The organism is Candidatus Skiveiella danica (assembly GCF_022705245.1).
GTDB lineage: Bacteria > Pseudomonadota > Gammaproteobacteria > Burkholderiales > Burkholderiaceae_C > Skiveiella > Skiveiella danica.
In genome coordinates this window covers 1-24,172 of the sequence record NZ_JAKJEW010000045.1, presented here as the reverse complement: position 1 = coordinate 24,172, position 24,172 = coordinate 1, and the positions used below count along the sequence as shown (strand labels likewise).

The 24,172-nt window shown below is 64.8% G+C and carries 23 protein-coding genes and 3 pseudogenes; 18 read left to right on the top strand and 8 right to left on the bottom strand.

Features of this window, described 5'->3' with window-relative positions:
* The 10 genes from murD to ACMUOY_RS18410 all read left to right on the top strand — a co-directional run.
* Nucleotides 1-1,485, top strand: a 1,485-nt coding sequence (gene murD, locus ACMUOY_RS18455) for a UDP-N-acetylmuramoyl-L-alanine--D-glutamate ligase (protein WP_413894204.1), incomplete at its 5' end; no start/stop codon positions are given.
* On the top strand, nt 1,482-2,741 hold the full coding sequence (ftsW, locus tag ACMUOY_RS18450) for a putative lipid II flippase FtsW (protein WP_413894203.1): 1,260 nt from the start codon (nt 1,482-1,484) through the stop codon (nt 2,739-2,741). The genes murD and ftsW, both read left to right, overlap by 4 nt.
* Nucleotides 2,738-3,802 carry an undecaprenyldiphospho-muramoylpentapeptide beta-N-acetylglucosaminyltransferase gene (gene murG / locus ACMUOY_RS18445; protein WP_413894202.1) on the top strand — a complete coding sequence of 355 codons (1,065 nt, stop codon included), beginning with the start codon at nt 2,738-2,740 and terminating at the stop codon, nt 3,800-3,802. The genes ftsW and murG overlap by 4 nt, the downstream gene beginning before the upstream one ends.
* Nucleotides 3,799-5,208 (top strand): UDP-N-acetylmuramate--L-alanine ligase, encoded by a 1,410-nt coding sequence (gene murC, locus ACMUOY_RS18440; protein WP_413894201.1) that lies wholly within the window; start codon nt 3,799-3,801, stop codon nt 5,206-5,208. The genes murG and murC overlap by 4 nt, the downstream gene beginning before the upstream one ends.
* A 20-nt stretch (nt 5,209-5,228) precedes the next feature.
* Complete coding sequence (locus ACMUOY_RS18435; RefSeq protein ID WP_413894200.1) at nt 5,229-6,212, top strand: D-alanine--D-alanine ligase; 984 nt, start codon at nt 5,229-5,231, stop codon at nt 6,210-6,212.
* Nucleotides 6,209-7,027, top strand: a complete 819-nt coding sequence (locus tag ACMUOY_RS18430; RefSeq protein WP_413894199.1) for a cell division protein FtsQ/DivIB — start codon at nt 6,209-6,211, stop codon at nt 7,025-7,027. Before ACMUOY_RS18435 ends, ACMUOY_RS18430 begins: the two co-directional genes overlap by 4 nt.
* A gap of 28 nt (nt 7,028-7,055) precedes the next feature.
* Complete coding sequence (ftsA, locus tag ACMUOY_RS18425; RefSeq protein WP_413894198.1) at nt 7,056-8,285, top strand: cell division protein FtsA; 1,230 nt, start codon at nt 7,056-7,058, stop codon at nt 8,283-8,285.
* Nucleotides 8,286-8,439: 154 nt separating this feature from the next.
* On the top strand, nt 8,440-9,675 hold the full coding sequence (ftsZ, locus tag ACMUOY_RS18420) for a cell division protein FtsZ (RefSeq protein WP_413894197.1): 1,236 nt from the start codon (nt 8,440-8,442) through the stop codon (nt 9,673-9,675).
* Nucleotides 9,676-9,699: 24 nt separating this feature from the next.
* On the top strand, nt 9,700-10,623 hold the full coding sequence (lpxC, locus tag ACMUOY_RS18415) for a UDP-3-O-acyl-N-acetylglucosamine deacetylase (RefSeq protein WP_413894196.1): 924 nt from the start codon (nt 9,700-9,702) through the stop codon (nt 10,621-10,623).
* A gap of 34 nt (nt 10,624-10,657) precedes the next feature.
* Nucleotides 10,658-10,834 carry a hypothetical protein gene (locus ACMUOY_RS18410; RefSeq protein ID WP_413894195.1) on the top strand — a complete coding sequence of 59 codons (177 nt, stop codon included), beginning with the start codon at nt 10,658-10,660 and terminating at the stop codon, nt 10,832-10,834.
* A gap of 9 nt (nt 10,835-10,843) precedes the next feature.
* Here the strand turns inward: ACMUOY_RS18410 and ruvC are convergent, their stop codons facing one another.
* Genes ruvC through ACMUOY_RS18395 form a run of 3 tightly spaced genes read right to left on the bottom strand, consistent with a single transcriptional unit; the run spans nt 10,844 to nt 13,046 of the window.
* The gene (gene ruvC, locus ACMUOY_RS18405) at nt 10,844-11,392 is read right to left on the bottom strand and encodes a crossover junction endodeoxyribonuclease RuvC (RefSeq protein ID WP_413894194.1); all 549 of its coding nucleotides are present in this window, start codon (nt 11,390-11,392) and stop codon (nt 10,844-10,846) included.
* A 43-nt stretch (nt 11,393-11,435) separates the two neighbouring features.
* Nucleotides 11,436-12,425, bottom strand: coding sequence for a phosphatidate cytidylyltransferase (locus ACMUOY_RS18400; RefSeq protein WP_413894193.1), 990 nt, complete (start codon nt 12,423-12,425; stop codon nt 11,436-11,438).
* A gap of 9 nt (nt 12,426-12,434) precedes the next feature.
* Nucleotides 12,435-13,046 carry a lysophospholipid acyltransferase family protein gene (locus ACMUOY_RS18395; protein WP_413894192.1) on the bottom strand — a complete coding sequence of 204 codons (612 nt, stop codon included), beginning with the start codon at nt 13,044-13,046 and terminating at the stop codon, nt 12,435-12,437.
* Between the two features lie 119 nt (nt 13,047-13,165).
* Here ACMUOY_RS18395 and ACMUOY_RS18390 point away from each other — a divergent pair, with 119 nt between their 5' ends.
* The 8 genes from ACMUOY_RS18390 to ACMUOY_RS18355 all read left to right on the top strand — a co-directional run bounded on the left by ACMUOY_RS18390 (nt 13,166) and on the right by ACMUOY_RS18355 (nt 21,486).
* Complete coding sequence (locus ACMUOY_RS18390) at nt 13,166-14,857, top strand: ABC transporter ATP-binding protein (protein ID WP_413894191.1); 1,692 nt, start codon at nt 13,166-13,168, stop codon at nt 14,855-14,857.
* Nucleotides 14,854-15,315 carry a lasso peptide biosynthesis B2 protein gene (locus ACMUOY_RS18385; RefSeq protein ID WP_413894190.1) on the top strand — a complete coding sequence of 154 codons (462 nt, stop codon included), beginning with the start codon at nt 14,854-14,856 and terminating at the stop codon, nt 15,313-15,315. Before ACMUOY_RS18390 ends, ACMUOY_RS18385 begins: the two co-directional genes overlap by 4 nt.
* 307 nt (nt 15,316-15,622) lie before the next feature.
* Nucleotides 15,623-15,766: a hypothetical protein gene (locus ACMUOY_RS18380; RefSeq protein WP_413894189.1), complete on the top strand. Its 144-nt coding sequence runs from the start codon at nt 15,623-15,625 to the stop codon at nt 15,764-15,766.
* A gap of 21 nt (nt 15,767-15,787) precedes the next feature.
* Nucleotides 15,788-16,915: a methyltransferase domain-containing protein gene (locus ACMUOY_RS18375; RefSeq protein WP_413894188.1), complete on the top strand. Its 1,128-nt coding sequence runs from the start codon at nt 15,788-15,790 to the stop codon at nt 16,913-16,915.
* Entirely contained in the window at nt 16,912-17,784 is an 873-nt protein-coding gene (locus ACMUOY_RS18370; RefSeq protein WP_413894187.1) for an HPr kinase/phosphorylase, read from the top strand. The genes ACMUOY_RS18375 and ACMUOY_RS18370 overlap by 4 nt, the downstream gene beginning before the upstream one ends.
* Nucleotides 17,781-18,053: a PqqD family protein gene (locus ACMUOY_RS18365; protein WP_413894186.1), complete on the top strand. Its 273-nt coding sequence runs from the start codon at nt 17,781-17,783 to the stop codon at nt 18,051-18,053. The genes ACMUOY_RS18370 and ACMUOY_RS18365 overlap by 4 nt, the downstream gene beginning before the upstream one ends.
* Before the next feature lie 19 nt (nt 18,054-18,072).
* Nucleotides 18,073-19,968 carry an asparagine synthase-related protein gene (locus ACMUOY_RS18360; protein WP_413894185.1) on the top strand — a complete coding sequence of 632 codons (1,896 nt, stop codon included), beginning with the start codon at nt 18,073-18,075 and terminating at the stop codon, nt 19,966-19,968.
* 375 nt (nt 19,969-20,343) lie between these two features.
* Nucleotides 20,344-21,486 carry a nucleotidyltransferase family protein gene (locus ACMUOY_RS18355; RefSeq protein ID WP_413894184.1) on the top strand — a complete coding sequence of 381 codons (1,143 nt, stop codon included), beginning with the start codon at nt 20,344-20,346 and terminating at the stop codon, nt 21,484-21,486.
* Between the two features lie 39 nt (nt 21,487-21,525).
* Here ACMUOY_RS18355 and ACMUOY_RS18350 read toward each other — a convergent pair whose 3' ends face one another.
* From ACMUOY_RS18350 to ACMUOY_RS18330, 5 genes and pseudogenes are all read right to left on the bottom strand, one after another.
* Nucleotides 21,526-21,900, bottom strand: a complete 375-nt coding sequence (locus tag ACMUOY_RS18350; protein ID WP_413894183.1) for a DUF86 domain-containing protein — start codon at nt 21,898-21,900, stop codon at nt 21,526-21,528.
* The gene (locus ACMUOY_RS18345; protein ID WP_413894182.1) at nt 21,897-22,190 is read right to left on the bottom strand and encodes a nucleotidyltransferase family protein; all 294 of its coding nucleotides are present in this window, start codon (nt 22,188-22,190) and stop codon (nt 21,897-21,899) included. The genes ACMUOY_RS18350 and ACMUOY_RS18345 overlap by 4 nt, the downstream gene beginning before the upstream one ends.
* A gap of 89 nt (nt 22,191-22,279) precedes the next feature.
* Nucleotides 22,280-22,858: pseudogene (locus ACMUOY_RS18340) on the bottom strand (transglycosylase domain-containing protein); the annotation flags it as partial.
* Between the two features lie 283 nt (nt 22,859-23,141).
* Nucleotides 23,142-23,525 (bottom strand): annotated as a pseudogene (locus ACMUOY_RS18335) (serine/threonine protein kinase); the annotation flags it as partial.
* A gap of 196 nt (nt 23,526-23,721) precedes the next feature.
* Nucleotides 23,722-24,172 (bottom strand): annotated as a pseudogene (locus tag ACMUOY_RS18330) (IS91 family transposase); the annotation flags it as partial.

The following is a 24,172-nucleotide window of genomic DNA, read 5'->3' as shown; positions in this document are numbered from 1 at the left end:
CTCGGACTCGGGGCCTCGGGCCTGGCCATGGCGCGCTGGTGCGCGCGCTGCGGTGCGCGGGTGCAGGTTGCCGATACTCGCGAGGACCCGCCCGGCCTGCAGGCACTGCGCAACGACATTCCCGACGCCCGCTTCCTCAGCGGCCCCCTGGAAGCTGGCCTGGTGGAGGGAGCGCCGGTGCGCGCGGTGTTCCGCAGCCCCGGCCTCGCGCCCGCATCGGTGGCCGGGGTGGATCAGGCCGCGCAGGCTGCGGGCCTGTGGAATGGTGGCGAGTTGAGCCTTTTCTCCCAGGCGCTGGCGGATCTGGCGGAAAACCGCGGCTACCGCCCTCAGGTGCTGGGCATTACGGGCACGAACGGAAAGACCACCGTCACCGCGCTGACCGGACAACTGGTGCGGCGAGCCGACAAGTCGGTCGTGGTGGCCGGAAACATCGGCCCGACCCTGTTGGACTCTCTCTCATCCTGTCTGGATGCGGACGCATTGCCCGACGTCTGGGTGTTGGAGCTGTCCAGTTTCCAGCTCGACAGTTGCAGCAGCTTCGAGCCCACCGCCGCAACAGTGCTGAACCTGACGCAGGACCACCTCGACTGGCACGGGAGCATGCAGGCCTATGCTGCCGCGAAGGCCAAGGTCTTTGGCCAGCAGGGGCTGATGATCCTGAACCGCGACGATCCGCTGGTGATGGCCATGCGACCCGCGCCGGTGCGCGCTCGACTCCAGCGGCCGGTGGAGCGCGCCATGGTGACCTTTGGTGGCGACATGCCACATCGCCCCGGTGATTACGGGATCGAAATGGTCAATGGCATGGCCTGGCTGGTGCGCGCTCTGGAGGCCGACGAAACGCGGCGCCGACGCAAGGACGACGTCGAGGAGCTCTACATCCAGCGGCTGATGCCCGCCGATGCCCTGCGTATCCGCGGTCGTCACAATGCGTTGAACGCCCTGGCGGCATTGGCACTGGCCGGGGCAGCAGGCTGCAGCCTGGCCTCCATGCTGTTCGGTCTGCGCGAATACCGGGGCGAGCCGCACCGGGTCGAGTCCGTGGGGGTGGTTCAGGACATCGAATATTTCGACGACAGCAAGGGCACCAACGTGGGCGCCACGGCCGCTGCCCTCATCGGCCTTGGCGCGGAGCGCCGGCTGGTGCTCGTCCTCGGTGGCGAGGGTAAGGGGCAGGACTTCACACCCCTGGTCGACCCGGTGACGCGCCATGCGCGGGCCGTGGTGCTCATCGGTCGCGACGCGCCCTTGCTGAGGGCGGCGCTGGAAAACACCGGCGTGCCCTTGCTGGACGCCGACTCGATGGCAGATGCGGTTCGCCAGGCGCGCCAGTGCGCCCGTGCCGGCGATGCGGTGCTGATGTCGCCGGCTTGCGCCAGTTTCGACATGTTTCGCAACTACGAGCACCGCGCCGAAGCTTTTCGCGCAGCCGTGATCGAGCTTGCCGATGCGGCCGGCGTCGAACTGGAGGGCGCGGCATGAGCTTCGGCCGGGGTTTCAGCCGGTGGATGGGTGGCGTGCGAGGGGCGGGGACGGCCGCCGAGATCCTGCCGGTGCGCCTGGGGGTGCCTGAGGTGGGGCGAGGCGCGGCAACTCAGGCCCGGCTGCCCGGCTTCGACCAAGGGCTGGTCTGGGTGGTCGTGGCCTTGCTGGCATTCGGACTGGTCATGGTCTATTCGGCGTCGATTGCGATGCCAGACAACCCGAAGTTCGCACGCTACGCGCACAGCCACTTCCTCACGCGACACACGTTGTCGCTGGTGATGGCGTTCGTGGTGGCCTTGCTGGCCTTTCAAGTGCCGTTGTCTACCTGGGAAAAGGTGGCGCCGTGGCTGTTCGTGGTGTCGCTGATCCTCCTGATGGCGGTGCTGATCCCGCACGTGGGCAAAGGCGTCAACGGCGCGCGCCGCTGGATTTCAATGGGGGTCATGAACTTCCAGCCCTCCGAACTGGCCAAACTCGCGGTGGTGCTGTATGCGGCCGATTACATGGTGCGCAAGATGGAGGTCAAGGAGCGTTTCTTCCGCGCGGTCCTTCCCATGGGCGCCGCCGTGGCTGTGGTCGGCCTGTTGCTGCTCGCCGAGCCCGACATGGGCGCGTTCATGGTGATTGCCGTGATCGCGATGGGCATCCTGTTCCTTGGCGGCGTCAATGCGCGCATGTTCTTCCTGATCGCGGCAATCCTGATCGTGGCCTTCGGGCTGATGATCATGATGTCCGATTGGCGGCGCGAGCGCATCTTTGCCTACCTTGACCCGTGGAGCGAGAAACACGCGCTGGGCAAGGGCTACCAGCTGTCCCATTCACTGATTGCCATCGGACGGGGTGAAATCTGGGGCGTCGGCCTGGGCGGCAGCGTCGAAAAGCTGCACTGGTTGCCGGAAGCGCACACCGACTTCCTGCTCGCGGTGATCGGCGAGGAATTCGGCCTGATCGGCGTGCTGTGCGTGATCGGCCTTTTTCTCTGGCTGACCCGCCGCATCATGCACATCGGCCGTCAGGCAATCGCGCTCGACCGGGTCTTCCCCGGCCTGGTGGCGCAGGGCGTCGGCATCTGGGTTGGATTTCAGGCCTTCATCAACATGGGCGTGAACCTCGGGGCGCTGCCGACCAAGGGCCTGACGCTGCCGTTCATGAGCTACGGCGGCTCGGCCATCCTGATCAATCTGGTCGCTGTGGCTGTCGTCCTGCGTGTCGATGTCGAGAACCGGCAACTCATGCGGGGAGGGCGCGTATGAGCGCGAAGTGCGCCCTGATCATGGCCGGTGGCACCGGGGGCCACATCTTCCCCGGCCTGGCCGTGGCGCAGGCCCTGCATGAGCGGGGATGGCGCGTACATTGGCTGGGAACGCCCGGCGGGATGGAGAGCCAGATCGTGCCGCCGCGGGGCTTTGCCTTCGAGGGCATTGATTTTGCGGGGGTTCGCGGCAAAGGCCTGGTCACTCTGGCGCTGCTTCCGTTGCGCCTGCTCAAGGCGTTCTGGCAGAGCCTGCAGGTGGTGCGACGGGTGCGGCCCGACGTGCTGGTCGGGCTCGGTGGTTATGTCACTTTCCCAGGGGGGCTCATGGGTGTGCTGCTCGGCAAGCCGCTGGTGCTGCACGAGCAGAACTCGGTGGCCGGCATGGCCAACAAGGTGTTGGCAGGCATCGCTGATCGTATCTTCACGGCGTTTCCCGACGTGCTGAAGAAGGCGCAATGGGTCGGCAATCCGCTGCGCACGGCGTTCACGCAGCAGCCGGCGCCAGCGCAACGGTTTGCCGGACGCAGCGGACCGCTACGGCTGCTGGTCGTCGGTGGCAGTCTGGGCGCCAAGGCGCTCAACGAGGTGGTGCCGAAGGCGTTGGCCTTGTTGCCGCTCGCACAGCGGCCGCGGGTCGTGCATCAGAGCGGCGCCCGGCAGATCGATGCATTGCGGGCCGGATACGCTGAGGCCGGTGTCGATGCGGAACTCACGCCCTTCATCGACGACACCGCCCCGGCGTTTGCCGAAGCCGACCTGATCGTCTGCCGCGCGGGCGCCAGCACGGTGACCGAAATCGCCGCCGTGGGTGCTGCTGCGCTGTTCGTTCCTTTCCCGTTTGCGGTCGACGATCACCAGACCACCAATGCGTCTTTCCTGGTGGACCAGGGCGGCGGCTGGCTGATCCAGCAGAGCGAACTGAGCCCGGAGCGTCTGGCGCGCATGCTGCAGGAAACCGCGCGCCCGGAACTGCTGCGGCGCGCCGAGAAGGCGTGGGATCTGCGCAAGACCGACGCCACCCGCGACGTGGTGGCTGCCTGTGAGGAACTGGCGAAATGAAACACGCAATCCGGCACATCCATTTCGTGGGCATCGGCGGCTCCGGCATGAGCGGAATCGCGGAGATTCTGCTGAACCTGGGCTATGTGATCTCCGGCTCGGACCTGGCCGACAGTGCAACCCTGCAGCGGCTGGCCGGCCTCGGCATCCAGACCCATGTGGGCCATGCGGGCGCCCACGTGGCCGGTGCCGATGCGGTCGTGACGTCCACTGCGGTTCAGGCAGACAACCCCGAGGTGCTGGCCGCCCGCGAGAAGCACATTCCTGTCGTCCCGCGCGCGCTGATGCTGGCCGAGCTCATGCGCCTGAAGCAGGGTATTGCCATTGCCGGCACCCATGGCAAGACCACCACCACCAGCCTGGTCGCCAGCGTGCTGGCCGAGGCCGGGCTGGACCCGACGTTCGTCATTGGCGGCCGCCTGAACAGCGCGGGCGCCAATGCGCGCCTGGGCAGCGGAGACTACATCGTGGTCGAGGCGGATGAATCCGATGCCTCGTTCCTCAATCTCCTGCCGATCATGGCCGTCGTCACCAATATCGACGCCGATCACATGGAAACCTACGGCCATGACTTCAATCGCCTGAAGGCGGCTTTTGTCGATTTCCTGCACAAGATGCCCTTCTATGGCACCGCGATCCTTTGCATTGACGACACAGCCGTGCGCGAGATCGTGCCGCAGGTGTCATGCCCCATCACCAGTTACGGCTTTTCAGAAGATGCCCAGGTCCGGGCGATCGACGTGCGCCCGGTTGACGGGCAGATGCACTTCAAGGTTCTGCGTCGCAATGGGGTTACGCTGCCGGACCTGGACGTGGTGCTGAACCTGCCCGGCGAACACAACGTGCTCAATGCGCTTTCGGCGATTGCGGTGGCGGTCGAGCTCAACGTACCCGACGACGCCTTGCTGCGCGCGCTGGCCGGCTTCAAGGGCGTAGGACGCCGTTTCCAGCGTTATGGAGACGTTCCGGCGAAGGACGGTGGCGTGTTCACCGTGATCGACGACTACGGCCACCACCCGGTCGAGATGGCTGCCACGCTGGCAGCGGCTCGTGGCGCATTTCCCGGTCGGCGCCTGGTGCTGGCCTTCCAGCCGCACCGCTACACCCGCACCCGGGACTGCTTTGAGGATTTCGTCAAGGTGATCGGGCGCGCCGACGCAGTCCTTCTGGCCGAAGTCTATGCCGCAGGCGAAGCGCCGATCGCGGCGGCCGACAGCCGGACCCTGGCGCGCGCGCTGCGCCTGGCCGGCAAGGTGGAGCCGCTGTTTGTCGACGATATCGGGGCGTTGCCGCAGGCGATCGCCGATACCGCGAGGGCGGGCGATGTGGTCTTGTGCATGGGCGCCGGATCGATTGGTTCGGTGCCTGGAAAAGTGGTCAGCATGCTACTCAAAAAGGAGCATTAAATGACCAGAGGACGCTGGGAATGAGCCAAAATAGTGCAAATTTCGGTAAGGTGGCCGTCCTGATGGGCGGTCATTCGGCGGAACGCGAGGTTTCGCTGATGTCCGGCGCCGGCGTGCTGCAGGCGTTGCGCTTGCGTGGCGTGGACGCGCATGCCTTCGATCCCTCGCAGCGGGATATCGGCGAACTCAGGAAGGAGCAGTTTTCCCGCTGTTTCATCGCGCTGCACGGTCGCCACGGCGAGGATGGCACGGTGCAGGGCGCGCTCGAACTGCTGGGCATTCCCTACACCGGCTCGGGGGTCATGGCCTCCAGCGTCGCCATGGACAAGGTGATGACCAAGCGCATCTGGCGTTGCGAGGGTCTGCCCACGCCGAACTATGTCTGGCTGGCCCCCGACCAGCAGGACCACGAGCGCGTGCGCACCGTGCCCGACGAGCTGGGCTTGCCGCTGATCGTCAAGCCGCCGCGTGAAGGCTCCTCGATCGGCGTGACCAAGGTCATGGGCTATTCGCAGATGCAGGACGCCGTGCGGCTTTCGGCCCGCTACGACGCCGATGTGCTGTGCGAGGAATTCATCGAGGGCGAAGAGGTGACCTGTCCGGTGCTGGGCACCGGGGCCAGCGCCACGGCGCTGCCGGTGGTCCGCATCATCGCGCCGGACGGTGCCTATGACTACCAGAACAAGTACTTCACCGACGACGTCACCTACCAGTGCCCGAGCGGCCTGCCCGAAACCGAGGAGCGTGAGATCCAGCGCATCGTGCTGGCGTCCTATCGCGCCTTGGGTTGCCGCGGCTGGGGCCGCGCCGACCTGATGATCCGCGCCAGCGACCGCAAGCCCTTCCTGCTGGAGATGAACACTTCGCCCGGCATGACCGGCCATTCGCTGGTCCCGATGTCGGCGCGCGCCGCTGGCATCAGCTACGACGAGCTGTGCGTGCGCCTGCTGCAGTCGGCCACGCTGGACTACCCGCCCGCTGGCGGCGAGGAAGCCAAGGTATGAGCGCGGCGCTGCCGACCCCGCTGGATGTCCGGCTCATGAACGCGACCGCCTCGGCGCTGTTCGTGGCCTTGGCAGCGCTGGGGCTGGCAGCGGTCCTGTGGTGGGGCCTGCGGCACCCGATGTTCTCGATCGTGGCCATCCAGGTGCAGGGCGACCTGACCCACAACAACGCCGTCACCCTGCGTGCCAATGTGGCGCACCGACTGAGCGGCAATCTCTTCACGCTCGATCTGGCGGCGGCGCGCACCGCCTTCGAGGGGGTGCCCTGGGTGCGCAAGGCCTTGGTTCGTCGCGAGTTCCCGAACCGGCTGAACGTCCAGCTCCAGGAGCACCTTCCGGTCGCGTACTGGGGCGACGAGGGTGAATCCCTGCTGCTCAACACCTTCGGCGAGGTGTTTGAAGCCAACCTGGGCGACGTGGAAGCCGACAAGCTGCCGCGACTCAGCGGGCCGCAGGGGCAGTCGGCGCAGCTGCTGGCGATGTACCGCCACCTGCTGCCCGTTTTCGAGCCTCTGGATGCGGCCATCGAGCAGCTGGAGCTGACCGACCGCGGCAGCTGGCGTGTACAGCTGGACGGCGGCACGGCGATGGAGCTGGGGCGTGGCACGGCACAGGAAGTCCTGGAACGGACCCGGCGCTACGTGAGCACGGTCTCGCAGGCCACGGCGCTCTACCGCCGAAAGCCGGACAGCGTCGAATCGGCGGACCTGCGCCACGGCAACGGATATGCGTTGCGCCTTCGCGGCGTGACGACCGTCAGCGCGGAGGCGGTCAAGGAAGCGGCCAAGCCGCCGCCGACCAAACGCACGCACTGAACGAACTGGACAAGGAACAGGTGGACACATGGCAAAAGAATACAAAGACCTGATCGTCGGGCTCGACATCGGAACCGCCAAGGTCATGGTGGTGGTGGGCGAAGTCATGCCGGGCGGCGAGCTCCGGCTGGCGGGCCTGGGCGTGGCCCCCAGCCATGGGCTCAAGCGCGGCGTGGTCGTCAACATCGACGCCACGGTCAACAGCATCCAGCAGGCCTTGAAAGAAGCCGAGCTGATGGCCGACTGCAAGATCACCCGGGTCTACACCGGCATCACCGGCAGCCATATCCGCGGCCTGAATTCCAGCGGCATGGTCGCTGTCAAGGACAAGGAGGTGACGGCGGCCGACGTGGCCCGCGTCATCGAGACCGCCAAGGCCATCAACATCTCCACCGACCAGCGCCTGTTGCTGGTCGAGCCGCAGGAGTTCGTCATCGACGGCCAGGACGTCAAGGAGCCCATCGGCATGAGCGGCATCCGGCTGGAGGCCAAGGTGCACATCGTCACCGGCGCCCAGAGCGCCGCGGAAAACATCATCAAGTGCGTGCGCCGTTGCGGCCTGGATGTGGACCAGCTCATGCTGAATCCGCTGGCCTCCAGCCTCGCGGTGCTGACGGAAGACGAGCGCGAGCTCGGCGTCGCCTGCGTGGACATCGGCGCAGGCTGCACGGACGTGGCCATCTTCACCAACGGCGCCATCCGGCATACCGCGGTGATCCCGATCGCCGGCGACCTCATCACCAGCGACATCGCCATGGCCCTGCGCACGCCGACCAAGGACGCGGAAGACATCAAGGTGGAGAGCGGCTTCGCCAAGCAGCTGCTGGCCGATCCCGAGCAGCAGATCGAGGTGCCGGGCCTGGGCGACCGCGGGCCGCGAATGCTCAGCATCCAGGCCCTGGCTGGCGTCATCGAGCCGCGCGTGGAAGAGATCTTCTCCCTGGTTCAGCAGGTGGTGCGCGAGTCCGGCTACGAGGAGGTGCTGTCATCGGGCATCGTGCTCACAGGCGGCAGCTGCGTGATGCCGGGCATGGTCGAGCTGGGCGAGGACATCTTCCTCAAGCCGGTGCGCCGGGGTGTTCCCAAGTACTCGGCAGCGTTGGCCGACATGGTGTCCCAGCCGCGGGCGGCCACGGTCATGGGCCTCATGGAAGAAGCCCGTCTGGCCCGCCTGCGCGGGTTCAAGGTGGCCAAGCAGAACGGATCCGTGAAGACGGCCTTCGGCCGCGTCAGGGACTTCATCGTGGGGAATTTCTGACCATGGAACGAACACGGCACCGCGCAAGGGGGAGTCCGCGAACGCGCAGGCCGGTGCGATGGCGATGCACCGGCCCACCTTCATGACCGATCCCATGAACAACAACATCGAAACCCCAGCATTCAGGCAACTGCAGAAATCAGGAGAAACACACATGACCATAGAAATGATTGAAGTCGAGGAATTCAACCTGGGCACCCAGATCAAGGTGATCGGCGTCGGCGGCGGTGGCGGCAACGCCGTCGAGCACATGATCGATCGCAGCGTCGGCGGCGTCGAGTTCATCTGCGCCAACACCGATGCGCAGGCCCTGACGCGCAGTGCCGCCCACCGCACCATCCAGCTCGGCGTCAGCGGCCTGGGCGCTGGCAGCAAGCCGGAAAAAGGCCGCCACGCGGCGGAGGACGCGATCGAGGACATCCGTGCCGCGATCGAAGGCGCGCACATGCTGTTCATCACGGCCGGCATGGGCGGCGGCACGGGCACCGGCGCTGCGCCCGTGATCGCACGTGTGGCAAAGGAGATGGGCATTCTCACGGTGGGCGTGGTCACCAAGCCCTTCGACTGGGAAGGGGGGCGCCGCATGGACAACGCCGACGCCGGCCTGTCCGAGCTCGAAGCCAACGTCGACTCGCTGATCGTGGTCCTGAACGAAAAGCTGCTCGAGGTGCTCGGCGACGACATCACCCAGGATGAGGCCTTTGCCCACGCCAACGATGTGCTGAAAAACGCGGTCGGCGGCATTGCCGAAATCATCAATGTGCCTGGCCATGTGAACGTAGACTTCGAGGACGTGCGCACCGTGATGGGCGAGCCCGGCAAAGCCATGATGGGCACCGCGGTGGCCAGCGGCCCGGACCGCGCCCGCATCGCCGCCGAGCAGGCGGTGGCCTGCCCGCTGCTGGAAGGCATCGACCTGTCCGGCGCGCGCGGCGTGCTGGTGCTGATCACGGCGGCCAAGGGTTCGCTCAAGCTGAGCGAGTCCAAGCTGGCGATGAACACGATCCGCGCCTACGCCTCGGCCGATGCGCATGTGATCTATGGCACGGCCTACGACGACGGTCTTGGCGACAACATCCGCGTGACGGTGGTCGCCACCGGCCTGTCCCGCCAGGGCCAGCGCCGCACCGCCCCGCCGCTGACTGTGCTGCGCACCGGCACCGACAACGCACCGATCCAGATCCCGACGCTGAACAACCCGCTGACCAGCGTCGGCAGCGTCACGACGCTTGCCGCGCCCGCCGTGACCCAGACCGACTACGGCAACATGGCCGTGCCCAGCGTGTGGCGCACCAACCGCACGCAGGCCGCGGCCCGCGTCGATGCGCTGTCCTCCAGCGGCATGGACGACTATGAGATCCCGGCTTTCCTGCGCAAGCAGGCGGATTGATCCGGGGCTCATTAAAATAGCCGGATGCTGGCCCAACGCACCCTCAAGACACTCACCCGCGCGGTGGGTGTCGGGTTGCACAGCGGCCAGCGGGTCGAGCTGACACTGCGCCCCGCGCAGCCGGATACCGGCATCGTGTTTCGCCGGGTCGACCTGCCCGAGCCGGTGGACATTCCTATTTCAGCGCTGGCGGTGACCGACACGCGCCTGGCGTCCACCATCTCCAGCGGCGGCGCCAAGGTGCACACCGTCGAGCACCTGATGTCGGCCTGTGCCGGCCTCGGGATTGACAACCTCTATGTGGACATCACGGCAGAAGAGGTGCCCATCCTCGATGGGTCCGCATCCTCCTTCGTCTTCCTGCTGCAGAGCGCGGGGGTTGCCCTGCAGAACGCGCCGCGGCGCTTCATCCGCGTGCTGGCGCCGGTCGAAGTGAGCGAAGGGCAGGGCGAGGCCCTCAAATGGGCGCGGCTGGAGCCGTTTCACGGCTACAAGCTCAGCTTCGAGATCGACTTTCATCATCCCGCCGTGGATTCCACGGGCCAAAGGGTCGAATTCGACCTCAGCCAGGGCTCCTATGCCCGGGACATCGCGCGCGCGCGCACCTTCGGGTTCACGAAGGACGTCGAGATGATGCGCTCCAACGGCCTGGCGCTCGGTGGCGGGCTGGACAACGCCATCGTGATGGACGACTACAAGGTCCTCAACCATGACGGCCTGCGCTACGACGACGAGTTCGTCAAGCACAAGATCCTCGACGCGATGGGCGACCTGTACCTGCTCGGCAAGCCGCTGTTGGCGGCGTACAGCGCCTTCCGCTCCGGCCACGCGCTGAACAACCGCCTGCTGCGCGAGTTGCTGGCGCATCCCGAAGCCTTTGAGGTCGTCACCTTCGACGACGAGAAGAAAGCCCCGATCGGTTTCGCCGTGCCGGCGCGGGCCTGGTAGGCTCCGGGCCCTTTTTCGACGAGGCGCTCCACCCATGCTGCTGTTTCGCTGGGCCATGATGCTGCTGCTGATCGCGGCGGGGGTGTCCTTCGCGTTTTACGTCGGCACCGGGCAGGCGCGGTTCAAGCGGTTTGGCCTGCTCGTCCTCAAATGGACGATCCTGGCCGCGCTGGGCTTCTTTGGTGTCCTGATCCTCGAGCGCCTCGCCTGACAGGCGGATTCAGTGGCTTCTCCCGCCGCGGTACATGCCGCTGGTGCGGCGCTGCAGGCCATGGGCTTCGGCCAGCTTGTTCATCGACGCCCTCGCGTGGGCATGGGTAATGGCCAGGCCCAGCGCGTCGGCGGCATCCTGGCGCGGCAGCGCCGGCAGTTGCAGCAGGCGCTTGACCATTTCCTGGATCTGCGACTTCGCCGCGCGGCCGTGCCCGGTGATGGCCTGTTTCATCTGCAGTGCGGTGTATTCGGCCACCGGCAGATCGCACGACACCAGCGCCGTCACGCAGGCCCCGCGCGCCTGGCCCAGCAGCAGAGTGGCCTGGGGGTTGACGTTGACGAACACGATCTCGACCGAGGCCTCGTCGGGCTCATAGCGCACACGCAACTCGCGGATGCCGTCGTACAGCACCTTCAGCCGTGCCGGCAGGTTGCCCATCTCCAGGTGCGTGGTCTTGATCACGCCGCTGGCCACGTAGCTCAGTGCATGGCCGGCCACATCCACGACGCCAAAGCCGGTCGTCTGCAGACCTGGGTCAATGCCAAGGATGCGCATGAAGTTCAATATTCATAGCAAACAATGACCATCCGACGCTGGGCTATGCCCCAAAATACCATCGAACCGAGTGAAAAAACACCGGAGCGGCAAAACACAGCGCGTCCACCCTGTCCAGCAGACCGCTGGCGCCCGTCACCGAATGACCCTGTGCGCCCCAGTTCGGCACGCCGCGGTCGCGCTTGAGCGCTTTCATCACCAGGTGCCCCATCGAACCCGCCACACAGGCGATCAGCGCCATGGCCATGGCCTGGCCCGGCTTGAACGGGGTGATGCCGGACAACAGGCCTCCCAACAAGCTGCCCGAGGCCAGGCCGATCGACCAGCTGGTCCAGTTGAAGCTCTGGCTGACGTTGGGTGCCCGTGGTGCGCGGGGCCAGCGGCGGCTGACCAGATGCTGAACCAGCGTGCCGGTCTGCACCACAAACACCAGGAAGAACACCAGAAAGGCGCCCTTGTTCCCCCACTTCGGGAACTGCAGCAGCAGCAGCGCGGGCACATGGCTCACGCCATAAACGCAGACCATGATGCCCCACTGCAGCTTGGCATTGCGTTCCAGAAAACGCTGCGGGTCGTCTGCCAGCGCGCTGACCACCGGAATCGCCAGAAACACATAGACCGGGATGAACACGGTGAACAGGTCGAAATGCGCCGTGGCCACCAGCCAGAACTGGATCGGCAGCACCACAAAAAACGCCAGCACCAAGCTGCGATGGTCCCCGCGGCGCGTGGGCGAGAGCGTGATGAACTCGCGCAGGGCAAAGAAGGCCACGATGGCAAACAGCGTGGTGGCCACCCCCTCGCCGGACGCCCAGCCCACCCAGAACACAATCACCATCGCCCAGGAAGTGCGCAGCAAGGCCCGAGCCTCCGCCAGCCGGGCGTTGACCACTTCCGCCTGCGGTGTGTCGCCCCGTTCGCGCAGCGACAGCATGAACACCGTGACATGGGTCAGGAACAACAGCCCGAAGACGATGATGAACAGGGCGCTGACCTGCTGCTCGGCGGTGAGGTTGCGAAGATACTGGTTCATGGCGCGGCCTCAGACATCGCGCAGCGCAAGCACCGCGAGGCGCGCACGGTCCAGGAACGCGCGCCGCTCCTCGCCAGGCTCCAGCCGGATCGGCGCGCCAAAAGTCACCGAGCACAAAATCGGCACCGGCACCACCTCGCCCTTGGGCATCACGCGCTGCACGTTGTTGATCCACGCCGGCACCAGCACCACTTCGGGGAACTTGCAGGTCAGGTTGTACAGCCCGGCCTTGAACGGCTGCGGCTCCTCGGCGTTGCCGCGCGTACCTTCGGGGAAGATGATCAGCGAGTCGCCATTTTCCAGCGCGTCGAACAAGGGCTGCAGCGGGTCTTCGTCGCCGGTTCGCTCGCGCTCCACGTACACCGCGTTGAACACCGCCGTGGTGATCCACTGCTTGAAGGGGGTTTTGGTCCAGTAGTCCTTGGCGGCAATGGGCCGCGTGATGCCGCGCAGTTCGTGCGGCAACGCTGCCCAGATCATCACGAGGTCGGCGTGGCTCTGGTGGTTGGCGAAGTAGATGCGCTGCTCGGCCTTGGGCGGGCAACCATGCCAGCGAGCCTGCGCGCCTGTCAGGAACCGGATCAGGCCCAGCAGGAAGAGGCTCATCAACTTGGCACGCATGGCTGGGATGATAGCCGGGGCCATGCTCGCTCCGTCCATCGAATACACGAAAATACGGCACGCGGATTCAGGCAGGGTGGCCGCGGGCATGGCGGGTCACCCCGCGGGACACAACATCAATGGATCTTCGGCTCATTCTCGGTTTCGCATGGCCCTGGCGCGGCACGCTGGCGCTGTGTGCGCTGCTCATGCTGGCGGAAACCGGCGTGGCACTCGCCGTGCCCTGGCTGGCGGGCCAGTTCGCCGGGCAGTTGCTCACGGGTCTGGCGCAAGCCGGCGGACTGCTTCTGGTGGCGCTGCTGGTGCTTTTTGCCGTGCAGGCATTGCTGAAGTTTGCCAACAGCTGGCTGCTCGGACGCACGGCGGAATACATCCTTGCCGACCTGCGCACCCAGTTGTATGACCACCTGCAGGCGCTGCCGCTGGCCTATTTCCAGCAGCGCCGCCACGGGGAGATCCTGGCGCTGCTGACCAACGACGTGGCGCGCCTGGCCAGCTACATCAGCGGCACGCTGCTCAGCGTGGTTCCACTGGCGCTCACCGTGGCCGGTGCCGCGCTGATGATGTTGCGCATCGACGCGCGCCTCACGCTGCTGGTGGTGCTGATGATTCCCCTTTTTTACATGCTGCTCAAGGTGCTGGGGCGCCGCCTGCGCCCGCTGTCCAGCCAGTTGCAGCAGGCGCATGCTGATTCAGTCGCCATTGCCGAGGAAAACCTCAGCATGCTGCCGGCCATCAAGACCTTCACGCGCGAGACGCTGGAGTCGGCGCGTTATCGCGGCAAGATCGAGAGCATCCTGCACCTGAGCAACCAGGAGCGCCTGGTCTACGCCGCGCTCGGGCCCGGCGTGCAATTCCTGGCCGCTGCAGGCATGGTGCTGATTCTCTGGCAGCTCAGCGGCCCCATGGCGGGACGATCGCCCGCCGAAATTGTCAGTTTTCTGCTCTATGCGACCCTGCTCACCCGCCCGGTGAGCGCCCTGGCCGACGTATACGGCCAGACGCGGCAGGCGCACGGCGCGCTGGAGCGCCTGAGCGCGGTGCTGGCGGAGCACCCGGAGGCCGCGACCACGGACAGTCAGACACTGCCCGCTGTGCGCGGCGAGATCGAGTTCCAGGCGGTCCGTTTTGTCTACCCCGGTCGTCCTGCCACACTGGACGGCGTCGACCTTCACATTCGCGCTGGAGAAACCGTTGCCTTGACCGGGCCCAACGGCGCGGGCAAAAGCACCCTGGCGCATCTGCTGATGCGGCTGATGGCGCCGGCCAGCGGCCGCATCCTGATCGACGGCGTCGACATTGCCAGCCTCACGCTGACCAGCCTGCGCAGCCAGATCGGCGTGGTGCCGCAGCACGTGCTGCTGTTCAACGGCAGCGTGTTTGACAACATCGCCTACGGCCTGCCCGATTCATCCCCCGGGGCGGTGAAGGCCGCCGCCCGCGCCGCCCAGGCCCACGGGTTCATATCCCGCCTGCCGCAAGGCTACGAAAGCATCATTGGTGACCAGGGGATCCGTCTGTCCGGCGGCCAGCGCCAGCGCATCGCCCTAGCCCGCGCGCTGCTGAAAGACCCGCCAATCCTGGTGCTGGACGAAGCCACCGCCATGTTCGACCCGGAGGGCGAGAAGTCCTTCATTGCCGATTGCCACGACACACTGGCGCACCGCACCGTCATCCTGATCACGCATCGGCCCGCCAGTTTGGCATTGGCGGACCGGGTGTTGCTTCTGGAGAGCGGACAAATCCTGGAAGTCGCAGCGCCAGCGGTGGACGTTCAGGCCAGCGTCGCAGAAGGTGCGCCGGCACCATGAACCGACTGGCCCGCCGTCTGTCTCGGTTCCGGGCTCTCAGCGGCCCTGATCGGCGCACGCTGCTGGCGGCGGCGGCGTGGATGCCGATTTTCTGGCTGGGTCTGCGGGTCTTCGGCCTGCCGCGTTTTCAGGCGCGGCTCCAGCGCGGCAAAACAACGGCGAACGCGGCCATGGCGCTGCCTGACATCCAGGCCCTGGGCGAACTTGTCAACATTGCCGCCCGTTACACCCTGGGCCCGCGCACCTGCCTCACGCGTTCGCTGCTGCTGGGCTGGCTGCTGCGCCGCCGGGGGGTGGAGAGTCAGCTGCGCATCGGCGTGCGCCTGAACCAAGGCAGGCTCGATGCCCATGCCTGGGTCGAATGTGAAGGAGTGCCGGTGAACGACCGGCCCGACGTGGGTGCGCAGTTTGCGTCGTTTGGCGACATCGTGCCGCTCGACGCGTTTCAGGCGCCATGAGCGGCATCGTCGGCATTCTCCATGTCGACGGCCGCCCGGTCGAGTGTGGTGCTGCAGCGCAGGGAAAAAGCAGAGCCTTATGTGACGTTTTCGCGCCACTGGGTCTAACTGGGTCGTCGATTGAACACTAAAGTGCTCCCTTGAGGCAAAATCCGCTAATCCGGCAATCCATCCAATCGATGCCGCAGGTCTGTTGCCAGCGGCACCTGCCCCCCCCCCATTTCTGGCCGTGCAGCAGATGCAGATCTGACGGAAAATGGGTACTTTTTGAATTTAAACCTAACGGTATTTGAAGGCTTGGAGAACTATGCGTGACCCGAAAGATACGGTGTTGAAACCGCTCGAGACCAATCTGGCTCGCACCAAGACCGTCGTCTTGCACCCCGACGGCTGCAAGCGGGTTGATTACGCCATGCCGGGCATCGACCTCAAGCTTCAGGCGGCGTTCTGAATCCAATGACAGCGTGACATCTTGAGCAGCCTCCTCGACGAGCACCTCGGTTACGTCGCCGACGCCATCCGGCTCGACCTGTTCCGATCCGCCATTGCACAAACCCTGCGGCCCGGCGACCGCGTCGCCGACGTCGGTTGTGGTTCCGCGGTGCTCGGCCTGTTGTGCCTGCAGGCCGGTGCCGGGCACATTGACGCGATTGATTCGACCGCCGCCATTGAAATCGCCCGCCAGTCGCTCACAAAGGCGGGCTGGGGCGACAAAGCAAACTTCATCCACGGCACATCTTTTCAGGCGGAACTGCCCGAGTCGGTGGACGTCCTCATTTGCGACCACGTTGGTTACTTCGGCTTTGACTACGGCCTGATCGAGACCTTGGCCGACGCCCGCCGCCGCTTTCTCAAGCCCGGCGGTCGTTTGATCCCCGGCCGACTCCGGTTGCAACTGGGCGCCGTGGAATCCGAAAAATGCCATCAACTGGCGGAAGGTTGGGCGGCGCCGGGCATCCCAGGTCAATTTCACTGGCTGCGCCAGCAGGGTATCAACACCAAGTACGCGGTCAATTTGCAGGCCGATGAAGTGCTGGCCGGCCCGACGGAGTTGGGCTGCATCGACCTGCGGGCCGACAACCCGGAATTTTTCTCGTGGACGGCTGAGTTGACCGTGGCGCGCGACGGTGTGATGCACGGCCTGGCCGGCTGGTTCGAGTGCGAGCTGGCCGAGAATGTCTGGATGACCAACTCCCCCCTGTCCGCCCAGGCCATCAAGCGTTCCCAGGCCTTTTTGCCGATCGACGGCCCGCTTGCAGTGAAGGCGGGTGAACTCGTCAGCGCCACTGTCATGGCGCGCCCGGCCGACCGCCTGATCGCCTGGGACGTGCGCCACCCGGCATCGGGCCGCAAGTTCAGCCACTCCACCTGGCTCGGCGACCTGCTGATGCATGAGCAACTCAACAGGACCCGCCCCGACCACGTGCCGCAACTCAGCCGCGCCGCGCGCGCCCGGGCGCTGGTGCTGAGCTATTGCGACGGGCAGCGCAGCGTCGGCCAGATTCAGGAGGCCGTGCTGCGCGAGCATCCAGCGCTGTTCCCGTCGTCCACTGAAATCACCCGATTTGTGGCCGCCGTGCTGACGGGGAGCACTGATTGACAGTCCACTACTCGGAACAACCAGCGCGTCCGCTGGTGACTATTCAGGACGCTCCATTTCACCAATGGTCCTTCCCCGATGGCACCTTGTGGACGCAGTTTTACCGCCAGGGTGGTGGGTATTTACTTCGCTTCCCCGATTTGGCGGATTTCGAGGTGTCTGCCGACGGTGCCACCGTGCTGGGCTTCCCGGCGCCCGGCGTGACTTCGCCCACGGTCGAGCACCTGTACCTGAACCAGGTCCTGCCGCTGGCGCTGAGCCGCCAGGGCAAGCTGGTGCTGCACGGCAGTGCGGTGGATATCGGAGGGCAGGGTGTCGCGTTTCTCGGCGAGTCGGGCCGCGGCAAATCCACGCTGGCGGCCAGCTTTGCCACGGAGGGCACGCGCTTCCTGACGGATGACGGCCTTCTGCTGGAATGGGTGGACGGCCGCTGCATGATCGTCCCCAGCCACCCGTCGATCCGCCTGTGGCAAGACAGCCAGGATGCGCTGATCAGCAACAGTTCTGCGGTGGCACCGGCCGTGAGTTTCACATCCAAGTCCAGATTTCTGGCAGGCCCGGAAATTGCGTTTTGTCAAGAAGCCCGGCCATTGCACCGCCTATTCTTTCTGGGCGATGGAGTTGTCGAGACGCCGACGATTGAAGCCCTGCGCCCCGCCCAGGCGCTGATCGAACTCGTCAAACACTCCTTTCTGCTGGATATCGAGGCACGCGACATGCTGATGCGACATTTCGACGACCTCACCCGGCTGGCGGAACTGCCGATCTACTTCCGGCTGGACTATCCGCGTGACTACAGCGCGCTGCCTGTAGTGCGCAAGGCCATCGTCGAGCACGCCTTGGCAAAACATGAAATCATTGCGACATGAACCTGTCTGACAAAGTATCGATCCCCACGCAAGTCATGGCCCGCACCGTGGGCGACGAGACCGTCATCCTGGACCTGGCCAGCGGCACCTATTACGGGCTGGACCCGGTGGGCGCGCGCATGTGGCAACTCATGAGTGAGGGGCAGCCGCTGGCCGCCGTCTGCGACACGATACTGGACGAGTACGAAGTGACGCGCGAGGCGCTGGAGGGGGACATCCTGCGGCTGACGGAAGAACTGCGCGCCAAGGGACTGGTCAGCCTGGCGTGAAGCGCCGGACCAGCACGCCATGAGCGGAATCGCCGGTCTCATCCAGTTCGACGGCGAACCTGTTCCGGCCAGCGGTGTGGCGCGCATGCTGGGCAAGCTGGGGCGTCGCGGCCCCGATCGCCAGACCATGCACTGCGATGGCAACACTGGCTTCGCTCAGGCATTGCTGGCCACTACCCCTGAAGCTAACGTCGAAACCCAGCCTTGGATTCATCCAGGCAGCGGCTGCGTAGTGGTTTCCGACAGCCGGTTGGATGATCGGCCAAAGCTTTTGCGCGAACTTGGCATCATCCGCCCCGCCAACGATGTTGGCGATGGCGAACTTCTTCATGCGGCCTGGCAGCGTTGGGGCACACAGTGCGCTGACCGGCTGCGTGGAGACTTCGCCTTCGCAATCTGGAACCCCCGACAGCAAACGCTGTATGCTGCGCGCGACCCCATGGGTGTTCGCCCCTTCGTTTTCCACTTCGTCGCCGGCAAACGTTTCGTTTTCGGCTCCACCGTGGAAGCGGTACTGGCGCAAGGTGACGTTCCAGCACAGATGGACGAGGGCCGTATCGCCGATGCGCTGTTCGGCGAAACCGAAGGCATCGACCTGACCACCACGTTCTACCGAGCGGTACAAAAACTCCCACCCGCCAGCTGGTTACTTGTCAAAAGCACCGGAGGAATTCAGCAGCAGCGCTACTGGTGGCCTGTAGGTGATCGACCGGTTGGCCTGCCACGGAGTACCGAAGAATGGGTCGAGGCTCAGAGAGAACAGCTTGACCGCGCTGTTAAGCGCCGGCTTCGCAGCCATAGGCCAGTGGGCTCGATGCTTAGCGGGGGCCTTGACTCGTCTTCTGTAGTGGCTCTGGCGAGCAAAGCCTACAACGCCGAGGGTCGACCGCCGTTCCCGGTGTTCTCGGCCACCAACACCGGCAATCCGGATTGCGCTGAGACCACCAGCATCCACGCCATGCTGTCGCAGCGTCATTGCAGAGCCACATTTGTCGATCTGGCATCCATGCACGACGCGAAAGCGAGCGAATGGTGGGAAATCTGCTGCGAGCCTTTTGACGGCAGTATCACGCTGGCCTCCTGTCTATATCGGGCAGCCTCTTCGCAAGGCATTGTGAGCCTGATGGACGGCGTGCCGGCTGACAACCTGTTCGTCACCGGATATCCTGCCAGGCGCCTGTTCCGGCAATGGCGTTTATCGGAGTCCTGGCGTGCGGCGCTGGAACAATGGACTTCGCAGGGCGTCAAGAACCCGCGATGGCCTGCACTTCGAACCATGATCGGCTGCCTCGCGCCAACGGCCATGCACTCCCTTCGCGACCAATGGAAGGAAGCCACTGAATACCGCGCGCTGACGGCCACCAGTATTGCCAGTGTGGAACTCTTGCGCCGGGTGAACATGCGCGAGCGCTACAGACGCTACCGGAGCACGCTCACGAATAGCAACCACTGGCACCAATCCGGCGAAGCGCTGAGCTGCATGGCTGCCCCCTACATCACCGCCGGCCTGGAACGCTTCAATAGGGTGGCATCCCTTTTCGGGGTCGAGCCTCGGCCGCCGTTTACCGATCGAGACCTGATCGAGTTTCAGGCTTGGGTGCCGGTCAAGCTTCGAATCCGGGACGGCCATGCAAAGTGGGTCTTGCGGGAGGCCATGCGACCGTTGCTCCCATACAACATCGCTTGGCGGACCGACAAGAGTCATATCGGCTGGGCCTTCAATCGCGCGGTTCTGGCCGGGCATCTGGAAATCGACCAGTCCGACGTACTGCAACCACCCGCTGTGGCATGGCTGGATGCCGCGCGGCTCAAAGCCGCATGCGAACAGCCGGAAGATAGTTCGGTCAACGGGCTGGCCGCCGCGTTAAGGTTGCTGGTGTGGGTGCAAAACCAAGTCCCCGCTGTTCATCCTTAAGTTATACTTCTCCACCAAGGGTCCAGATCAGAATCGGGCGCCACACGCATATTGAATGGAGATTAATCAGATGACTAGTGACAAGAACAATTGTGCGATTGGGTTCGCCGTTTCTGACGGCAACGCTCGGCAGCCTTATCAGACACCCCGGCTTGTCGTGTTCGGGAATGTGGGTAGCCTGACCCAAACAGGGACGAAGGCTAGCCGAGAAGACCTTTTTCAAGACGGAGTGTGTCTTTTTCCCAACCACGTTGGCAACATGTGCTGAAGTTCCCGTTCAGGTCCAGCTTGCCCCGGAAACTGGGGCGATACTAGAAAGTGTTGATGGCTTTTCTCAATGCTTGATCGGCAAGCGATGGGTTTCGCGGAAACCGAATGATCTCATCGCTTGATTGGCCTGCGTCAGTTATTTCCGGCGGTAACTTGGACAAGGATTTTGCCGACTCTCAGGAGCCTGGCGGACTGCTGATGGAGGCTGAGCGCGAGGGGGTGGTGGCACTGGTATACGCCAGATTGCTCCTTGCGGATGAAACTGCTGGCAGCCGGCGCGACAAATCCAGAGAACTTGTAGTAAGGTCTTTCAAGGCAGCTGCTCTGCAGGGAGTCCTGTCTTCCATGCTCATTGAAAGCGAAACCCGCCACCTTCTGTCGGTCATGGATCAGGCAGCCATCCCCGGCCTGCTCCTCAAAGGCCAGGCCATCGCCCAATGGGCCTACCCCGACCCTTCCCTGCGCGCCAGCGGCGACATCGACGTGCTAGTTGCCACGCGCGATGCGGCAGACCAGTTGGCGCATCGCCTGTGCGAATCCGGCTACGAACTGTTCCAGCCCTCCGGTGACCTCGTGGCGCTGGAAATGATGCTGCGCCGCGAGGTCGCGCCGGGCGTGTGGGTGGAGATCGACCTGCATTGCCGCGTGATCAATTCCCCCCTGTTCAGCGAGCGCTTCACGTTTGACGAGTTGATGGCGGAGTCCATCGCCTTGCCGCGCCTGGGCGCCAACGCGCGGGGCCTGGGGCCGGCGCATGCCTTCATCCATGCCTGCATGCACTGGGCGGCGACACTGGCTGTCGGCGCAGAGATCCGGCTGAAGTGGTTGTATGACATTCCGGCGTTTGCCAAGGTCTTCACAAAGACCGACTGGCAGCACCTGCAGCAATTGGCCGTGGAGCGTGGGCTGGCCGGCGTTTGCCTGGGCATGATCGAGGCGGCGCAGGCCACCTTTGGCGCGGACTTCGTGGCCGTGCCGGCCGACCTGACCACCGCGCTGCGCGAGGCGGCACGCCATGAGTCGCTCGACGTCACCCGCCTGCGCGACTGGCGCTACATGCAGTTGCAGGCCTTCCTCGCCCAGCCCACCGCGCGCCTGCGTGCGCGCTACCTCTGGCAGCGCCTGTGGCCCAGCCGCGATTACATGGCGTATCTGTATGGCCGGCAGGATCTGGGCTACTGGGGCCTGATCGGCATCCGCATCAAGACCGCGTTTCGCCGTTTTCTGGGCCTGAAAGTCAGCGGCTGATCACTCGATGTTCGGCAGAGCCGGCGCCCTCTTGAGTGGTTACTCAGAGTCGTCGAAGGCAGTCCGGATGTTGTCCAACTGGCTTTCCAATGCCGGGAGATCGTTCAGCACGGTGTCAAAGACGATGTTCGGGTTGGTCCGGTGGTACGTGTGCGTCAATCGGATCCGCATGGCATAGACGTCCACAAGGTGCTGCCAGGCATCAGGGTTGCTTTGACGCAAGCCCGGCGCCAGTTTCATGATGTTGTTGGCCGCCTCGCCGGTATCGGTCAGGCCTTTGATGACGGCGCGCTGCGACTTTCCGTCTTCCCGGAACTCGGACTTGGTCAGCGTGCCCATGTCAGAGCGAATGTTTCCGATGGTTTCGCGAATGTCTTTAACCCAATCGGCGATCCGTCGGGTCTTGTCGGTCATACGGGTTGAGCTTCGGAAACGACTTGCGTACGGAACCGTTCATGCAAATCAAGCGGCGTCAGAACGTCGGCCTTGATGCCTGTCAGTGCCTGAATGGCAGTCTGTATCCTGGCCAGGCTGACCAGTGTCGTCCGTCCATCGATTTCATCAACCAGGATGTCCAGGTCGCTGCCTTCGGTGTCGTTACCGTGGATGACGGAGCCGAACACCCGCGGATTGGCTGCATGGTTGTTTTCAACGATCCGGCGAATGGCGTCACGGTGGAGTTTCAAGGCTTCGGAGGGCTTCATGGAGTTGACAGATTGTCAGTCAGCACTGAATGTTTGAACTCTAAGTTACGGAGGCAGGAAAATCAACGGTGCTGCGCACCGCGTGGCCCTCACGGCAACACAGCATCCCCCATGCGCGCCACGATGGTGCCGGCACGGCTGCTCAGGTAGCCTGAATTCGGCACTTTCTCGAAATACTTCGGGCGAGGCAGCATCACGGCCAGGCGGGGGGCCTCGTAGGCGCTGAGTCTGGACGCCGGCTTGCGGTAGTAGTGCTGGGCCGCCGCCTCCGCGCCGAACACGCCTTCGCCCCATTCGACGTGGTTCAGGTAGATCTCCAGGATGCGCTGCTTGGACAGCAGCAGCTCCAGCGCCATCGTCAGCACGAATTCCTGGCCCTTGCGCAGCAGGGTGCGCTCGCCCGACAGCAGCAGGTTTTTGGCGAGCTGCTGGGTGATGGTGGAGCCGCCGACGATCTTCGGGGCCTTTGCCGCCGGGGCGGGTTTGCCGGGTGGGGTCCTGGCGGCGCGTTTGGCGGCCAGTTCTTCGGCCTGCGTGTTCTTCTGCCAGGCTTTCTCGATGGCTTCCCATTCCACGCCGTCGTGGTTGATGAAGTCGCCGTCTTCCGAGGCGATCACGGCGCGCTTCAGGTGGTCGGAGATCTGCGCGTAGGGCACCCATTGCTGGCGCCAGCGCAGAGCGCCTTTCTCGGTACGATGCGCCCGGGCCTTGCCATCGAGATCCATAACGGCCAGCGCGGGAATAGCCTGGCGCGCAGGCCAGGCAACCGCCTCATAGCCTTGAGGGTTGGTCCACGGATGTATGGCCCACACCGCAAAGGCAAGACACCCGATTCGGATCATCTGAAACTCATGCGACAGGTTGAACCCTTCTTCCCGTTGGCGCTCGGGTCACGTGAAGGGTCGCGTATTCTGCCCGGCCGGAAGTGGGGTGCCTGCCCCCGCCCACAGGTCACCCGCAGTCCAGCGGCTGCTCCTGCATGGCCTCGATCTGTTCGTGCAGCGTATCGACCTGGCCGCGCCAGTAGTCGCTGCTGCCAAACCAAGGGAAGTTCACCGGGAAGATCGGGTCGTTCCAGCGGCGCGCGAGCCAGGCGCTGTAGTGGATCAGGCGCAGGGTGCGCAAGGGCTCGATCAACGCCAGTTCGCGCCGGTCGAAGGTTCGAAACTGCTCGTAGCCGTCCAGCAGGCCGCTGAGCTGCACGGTACGCTGGCGGCGGTCGCCGGACAGCAGCATCCACAGGTCCTGCACCGCCGGGCCCATGCGCGCGTCATCCAGGTCCACGAAGTGCGGCCCGCCACCGGGGCGGTCGGTGGGCGTCCAGAGGATGTTGCCACGGATAGGAAATTCAACCGCATGAGGCCAAGTATGGCACGAGTCTTTGGCTTCGAAACACGTCGGCCAAGGCAGACCAAGGCAGATTGAGCGCTCGCTTGTCGCTCAATCGCGAGAGCTTGGGAAGCTATACGCATTTTGGGCTGGCGCGCACGCAGCGACTCCCCGCAGCGATTGATGCCGCCGTCTTGCTCAGTTACCAATTGACGCGCTGGTCCACTTCGTAGTCGGGTGCGGGTTGTGCCGCCAGATCCCAGTCTGGCTCGACTTCGATACCCTCACCGACATGCGCATCGCAGTCATCCCACAACGGCGGTCCGCGTGCCGGGGAAATTTGCGGAGGTTCTGAGTCGACGCCGATGTGATCCAGAATCCGCCTGATCTGCGTGCCCTCGGTAATGAACGCGATCAGGCGCATCTGACCACCGCAGATTGGGCACAGCAGCGGGAACACTTCGTAAATACGGGCGATCAACACCGCCCACAGGTAGTGTGCCGGTGCGCGCTTGGGTGGCGCAGGTTCGGGCGTGGGTGGGATCGCGTGGCCCAGCGGTGCCACTGCAGGCACGCCCTCGCCCGTGGCGGCTGGCTCGGTCTGCACCACGACTTGCTTGATCGGTTGTTGCGGTGTCGCCAGCGCCACCGCC

Bases quoted from the DNA above. Each gene is read 5' to 3' on its own strand.
- ftsW (WP_413894203.1), top strand. From the start codon at position 1,482: ATGAGCTTCGGCCGGGGTTTCAGCCGGTGGATGGGTGGCGTGCGAGGG.
- murG (WP_413894202.1), top strand. From the start codon at position 2,738: ATGAGCGCGAAGTGCGCCCTGATCATGGCCGGTGGCACCGGGGGCCAC.
- murC (WP_413894201.1), top strand. From the start codon at position 3,799: ATGAAACACGCAATCCGGCACATCCATTTCGTGGGCATCGGCGGCTCC.
- ACMUOY_RS18435 (WP_413894200.1), top strand. From the start codon at position 5,229: ATGAGCCAAAATAGTGCAAATTTCGGTAAGGTGGCCGTCCTGATGGGC.
- ACMUOY_RS18430 (WP_413894199.1), top strand. From the start codon at position 6,209: ATGAGCGCGGCGCTGCCGACCCCGCTGGATGTCCGGCTCATGAACGCG.
- ftsA (WP_413894198.1), top strand. From the start codon at position 7,056: ATGGCAAAAGAATACAAAGACCTGATCGTCGGGCTCGACATCGGAACC.
- ftsZ (WP_413894197.1), top strand. From the start codon at position 8,440: ATGACCATAGAAATGATTGAAGTCGAGGAATTCAACCTGGGCACCCAG.
- lpxC (WP_413894196.1), top strand. From the start codon at position 9,700: ATGCTGGCCCAACGCACCCTCAAGACACTCACCCGCGCGGTGGGTGTC.
- ACMUOY_RS18410 (WP_413894195.1), top strand. From the start codon at position 10,658: ATGCTGCTGTTTCGCTGGGCCATGATGCTGCTGCTGATCGCGGCGGGG.
- ruvC (WP_413894194.1), bottom strand. From the start codon at position 11,392: ATGCGCATCCTTGGCATTGACCCAGGTCTGCAGACGACCGGCTTTGGC.
- ACMUOY_RS18400 (WP_413894193.1), bottom strand. From the start codon at position 12,425: ATGAACCAGTATCTTCGCAACCTCACCGCCGAGCAGCAGGTCAGCGCC.
- ACMUOY_RS18395 (WP_413894192.1), bottom strand. From the start codon at position 13,046: ATGCGTGCCAAGTTGATGAGCCTCTTCCTGCTGGGCCTGATCCGGTTC.
- ACMUOY_RS18390 (WP_413894191.1), top strand. From the start codon at position 13,166: ATGGATCTTCGGCTCATTCTCGGTTTCGCATGGCCCTGGCGCGGCACG.
- ACMUOY_RS18385 (WP_413894190.1), top strand. From the start codon at position 14,854: ATGAACCGACTGGCCCGCCGTCTGTCTCGGTTCCGGGCTCTCAGCGGC.
- ACMUOY_RS18380 (WP_413894189.1), top strand. From the start codon at position 15,623: ATGCGTGACCCGAAAGATACGGTGTTGAAACCGCTCGAGACCAATCTG.
- ACMUOY_RS18365 (WP_413894186.1), top strand. From the start codon at position 17,781: ATGAACCTGTCTGACAAAGTATCGATCCCCACGCAAGTCATGGCCCGC.
- ACMUOY_RS18360 (WP_413894185.1), top strand. From the start codon at position 18,073: ATGAGCGGAATCGCCGGTCTCATCCAGTTCGACGGCGAACCTGTTCCG.
- ACMUOY_RS18355 (WP_413894184.1), top strand. From the start codon at position 20,344: ATGATCTCATCGCTTGATTGGCCTGCGTCAGTTATTTCCGGCGGTAAC.
- ACMUOY_RS18350 (WP_413894183.1), bottom strand. From the start codon at position 21,900: ATGACCGACAAGACCCGACGGATCGCCGATTGGGTTAAAGACATTCGC.
- ACMUOY_RS18345 (WP_413894182.1), bottom strand. From the start codon at position 22,190: ATGAAGCCCTCCGAAGCCTTGAAACTCCACCGTGACGCCATTCGCCGG.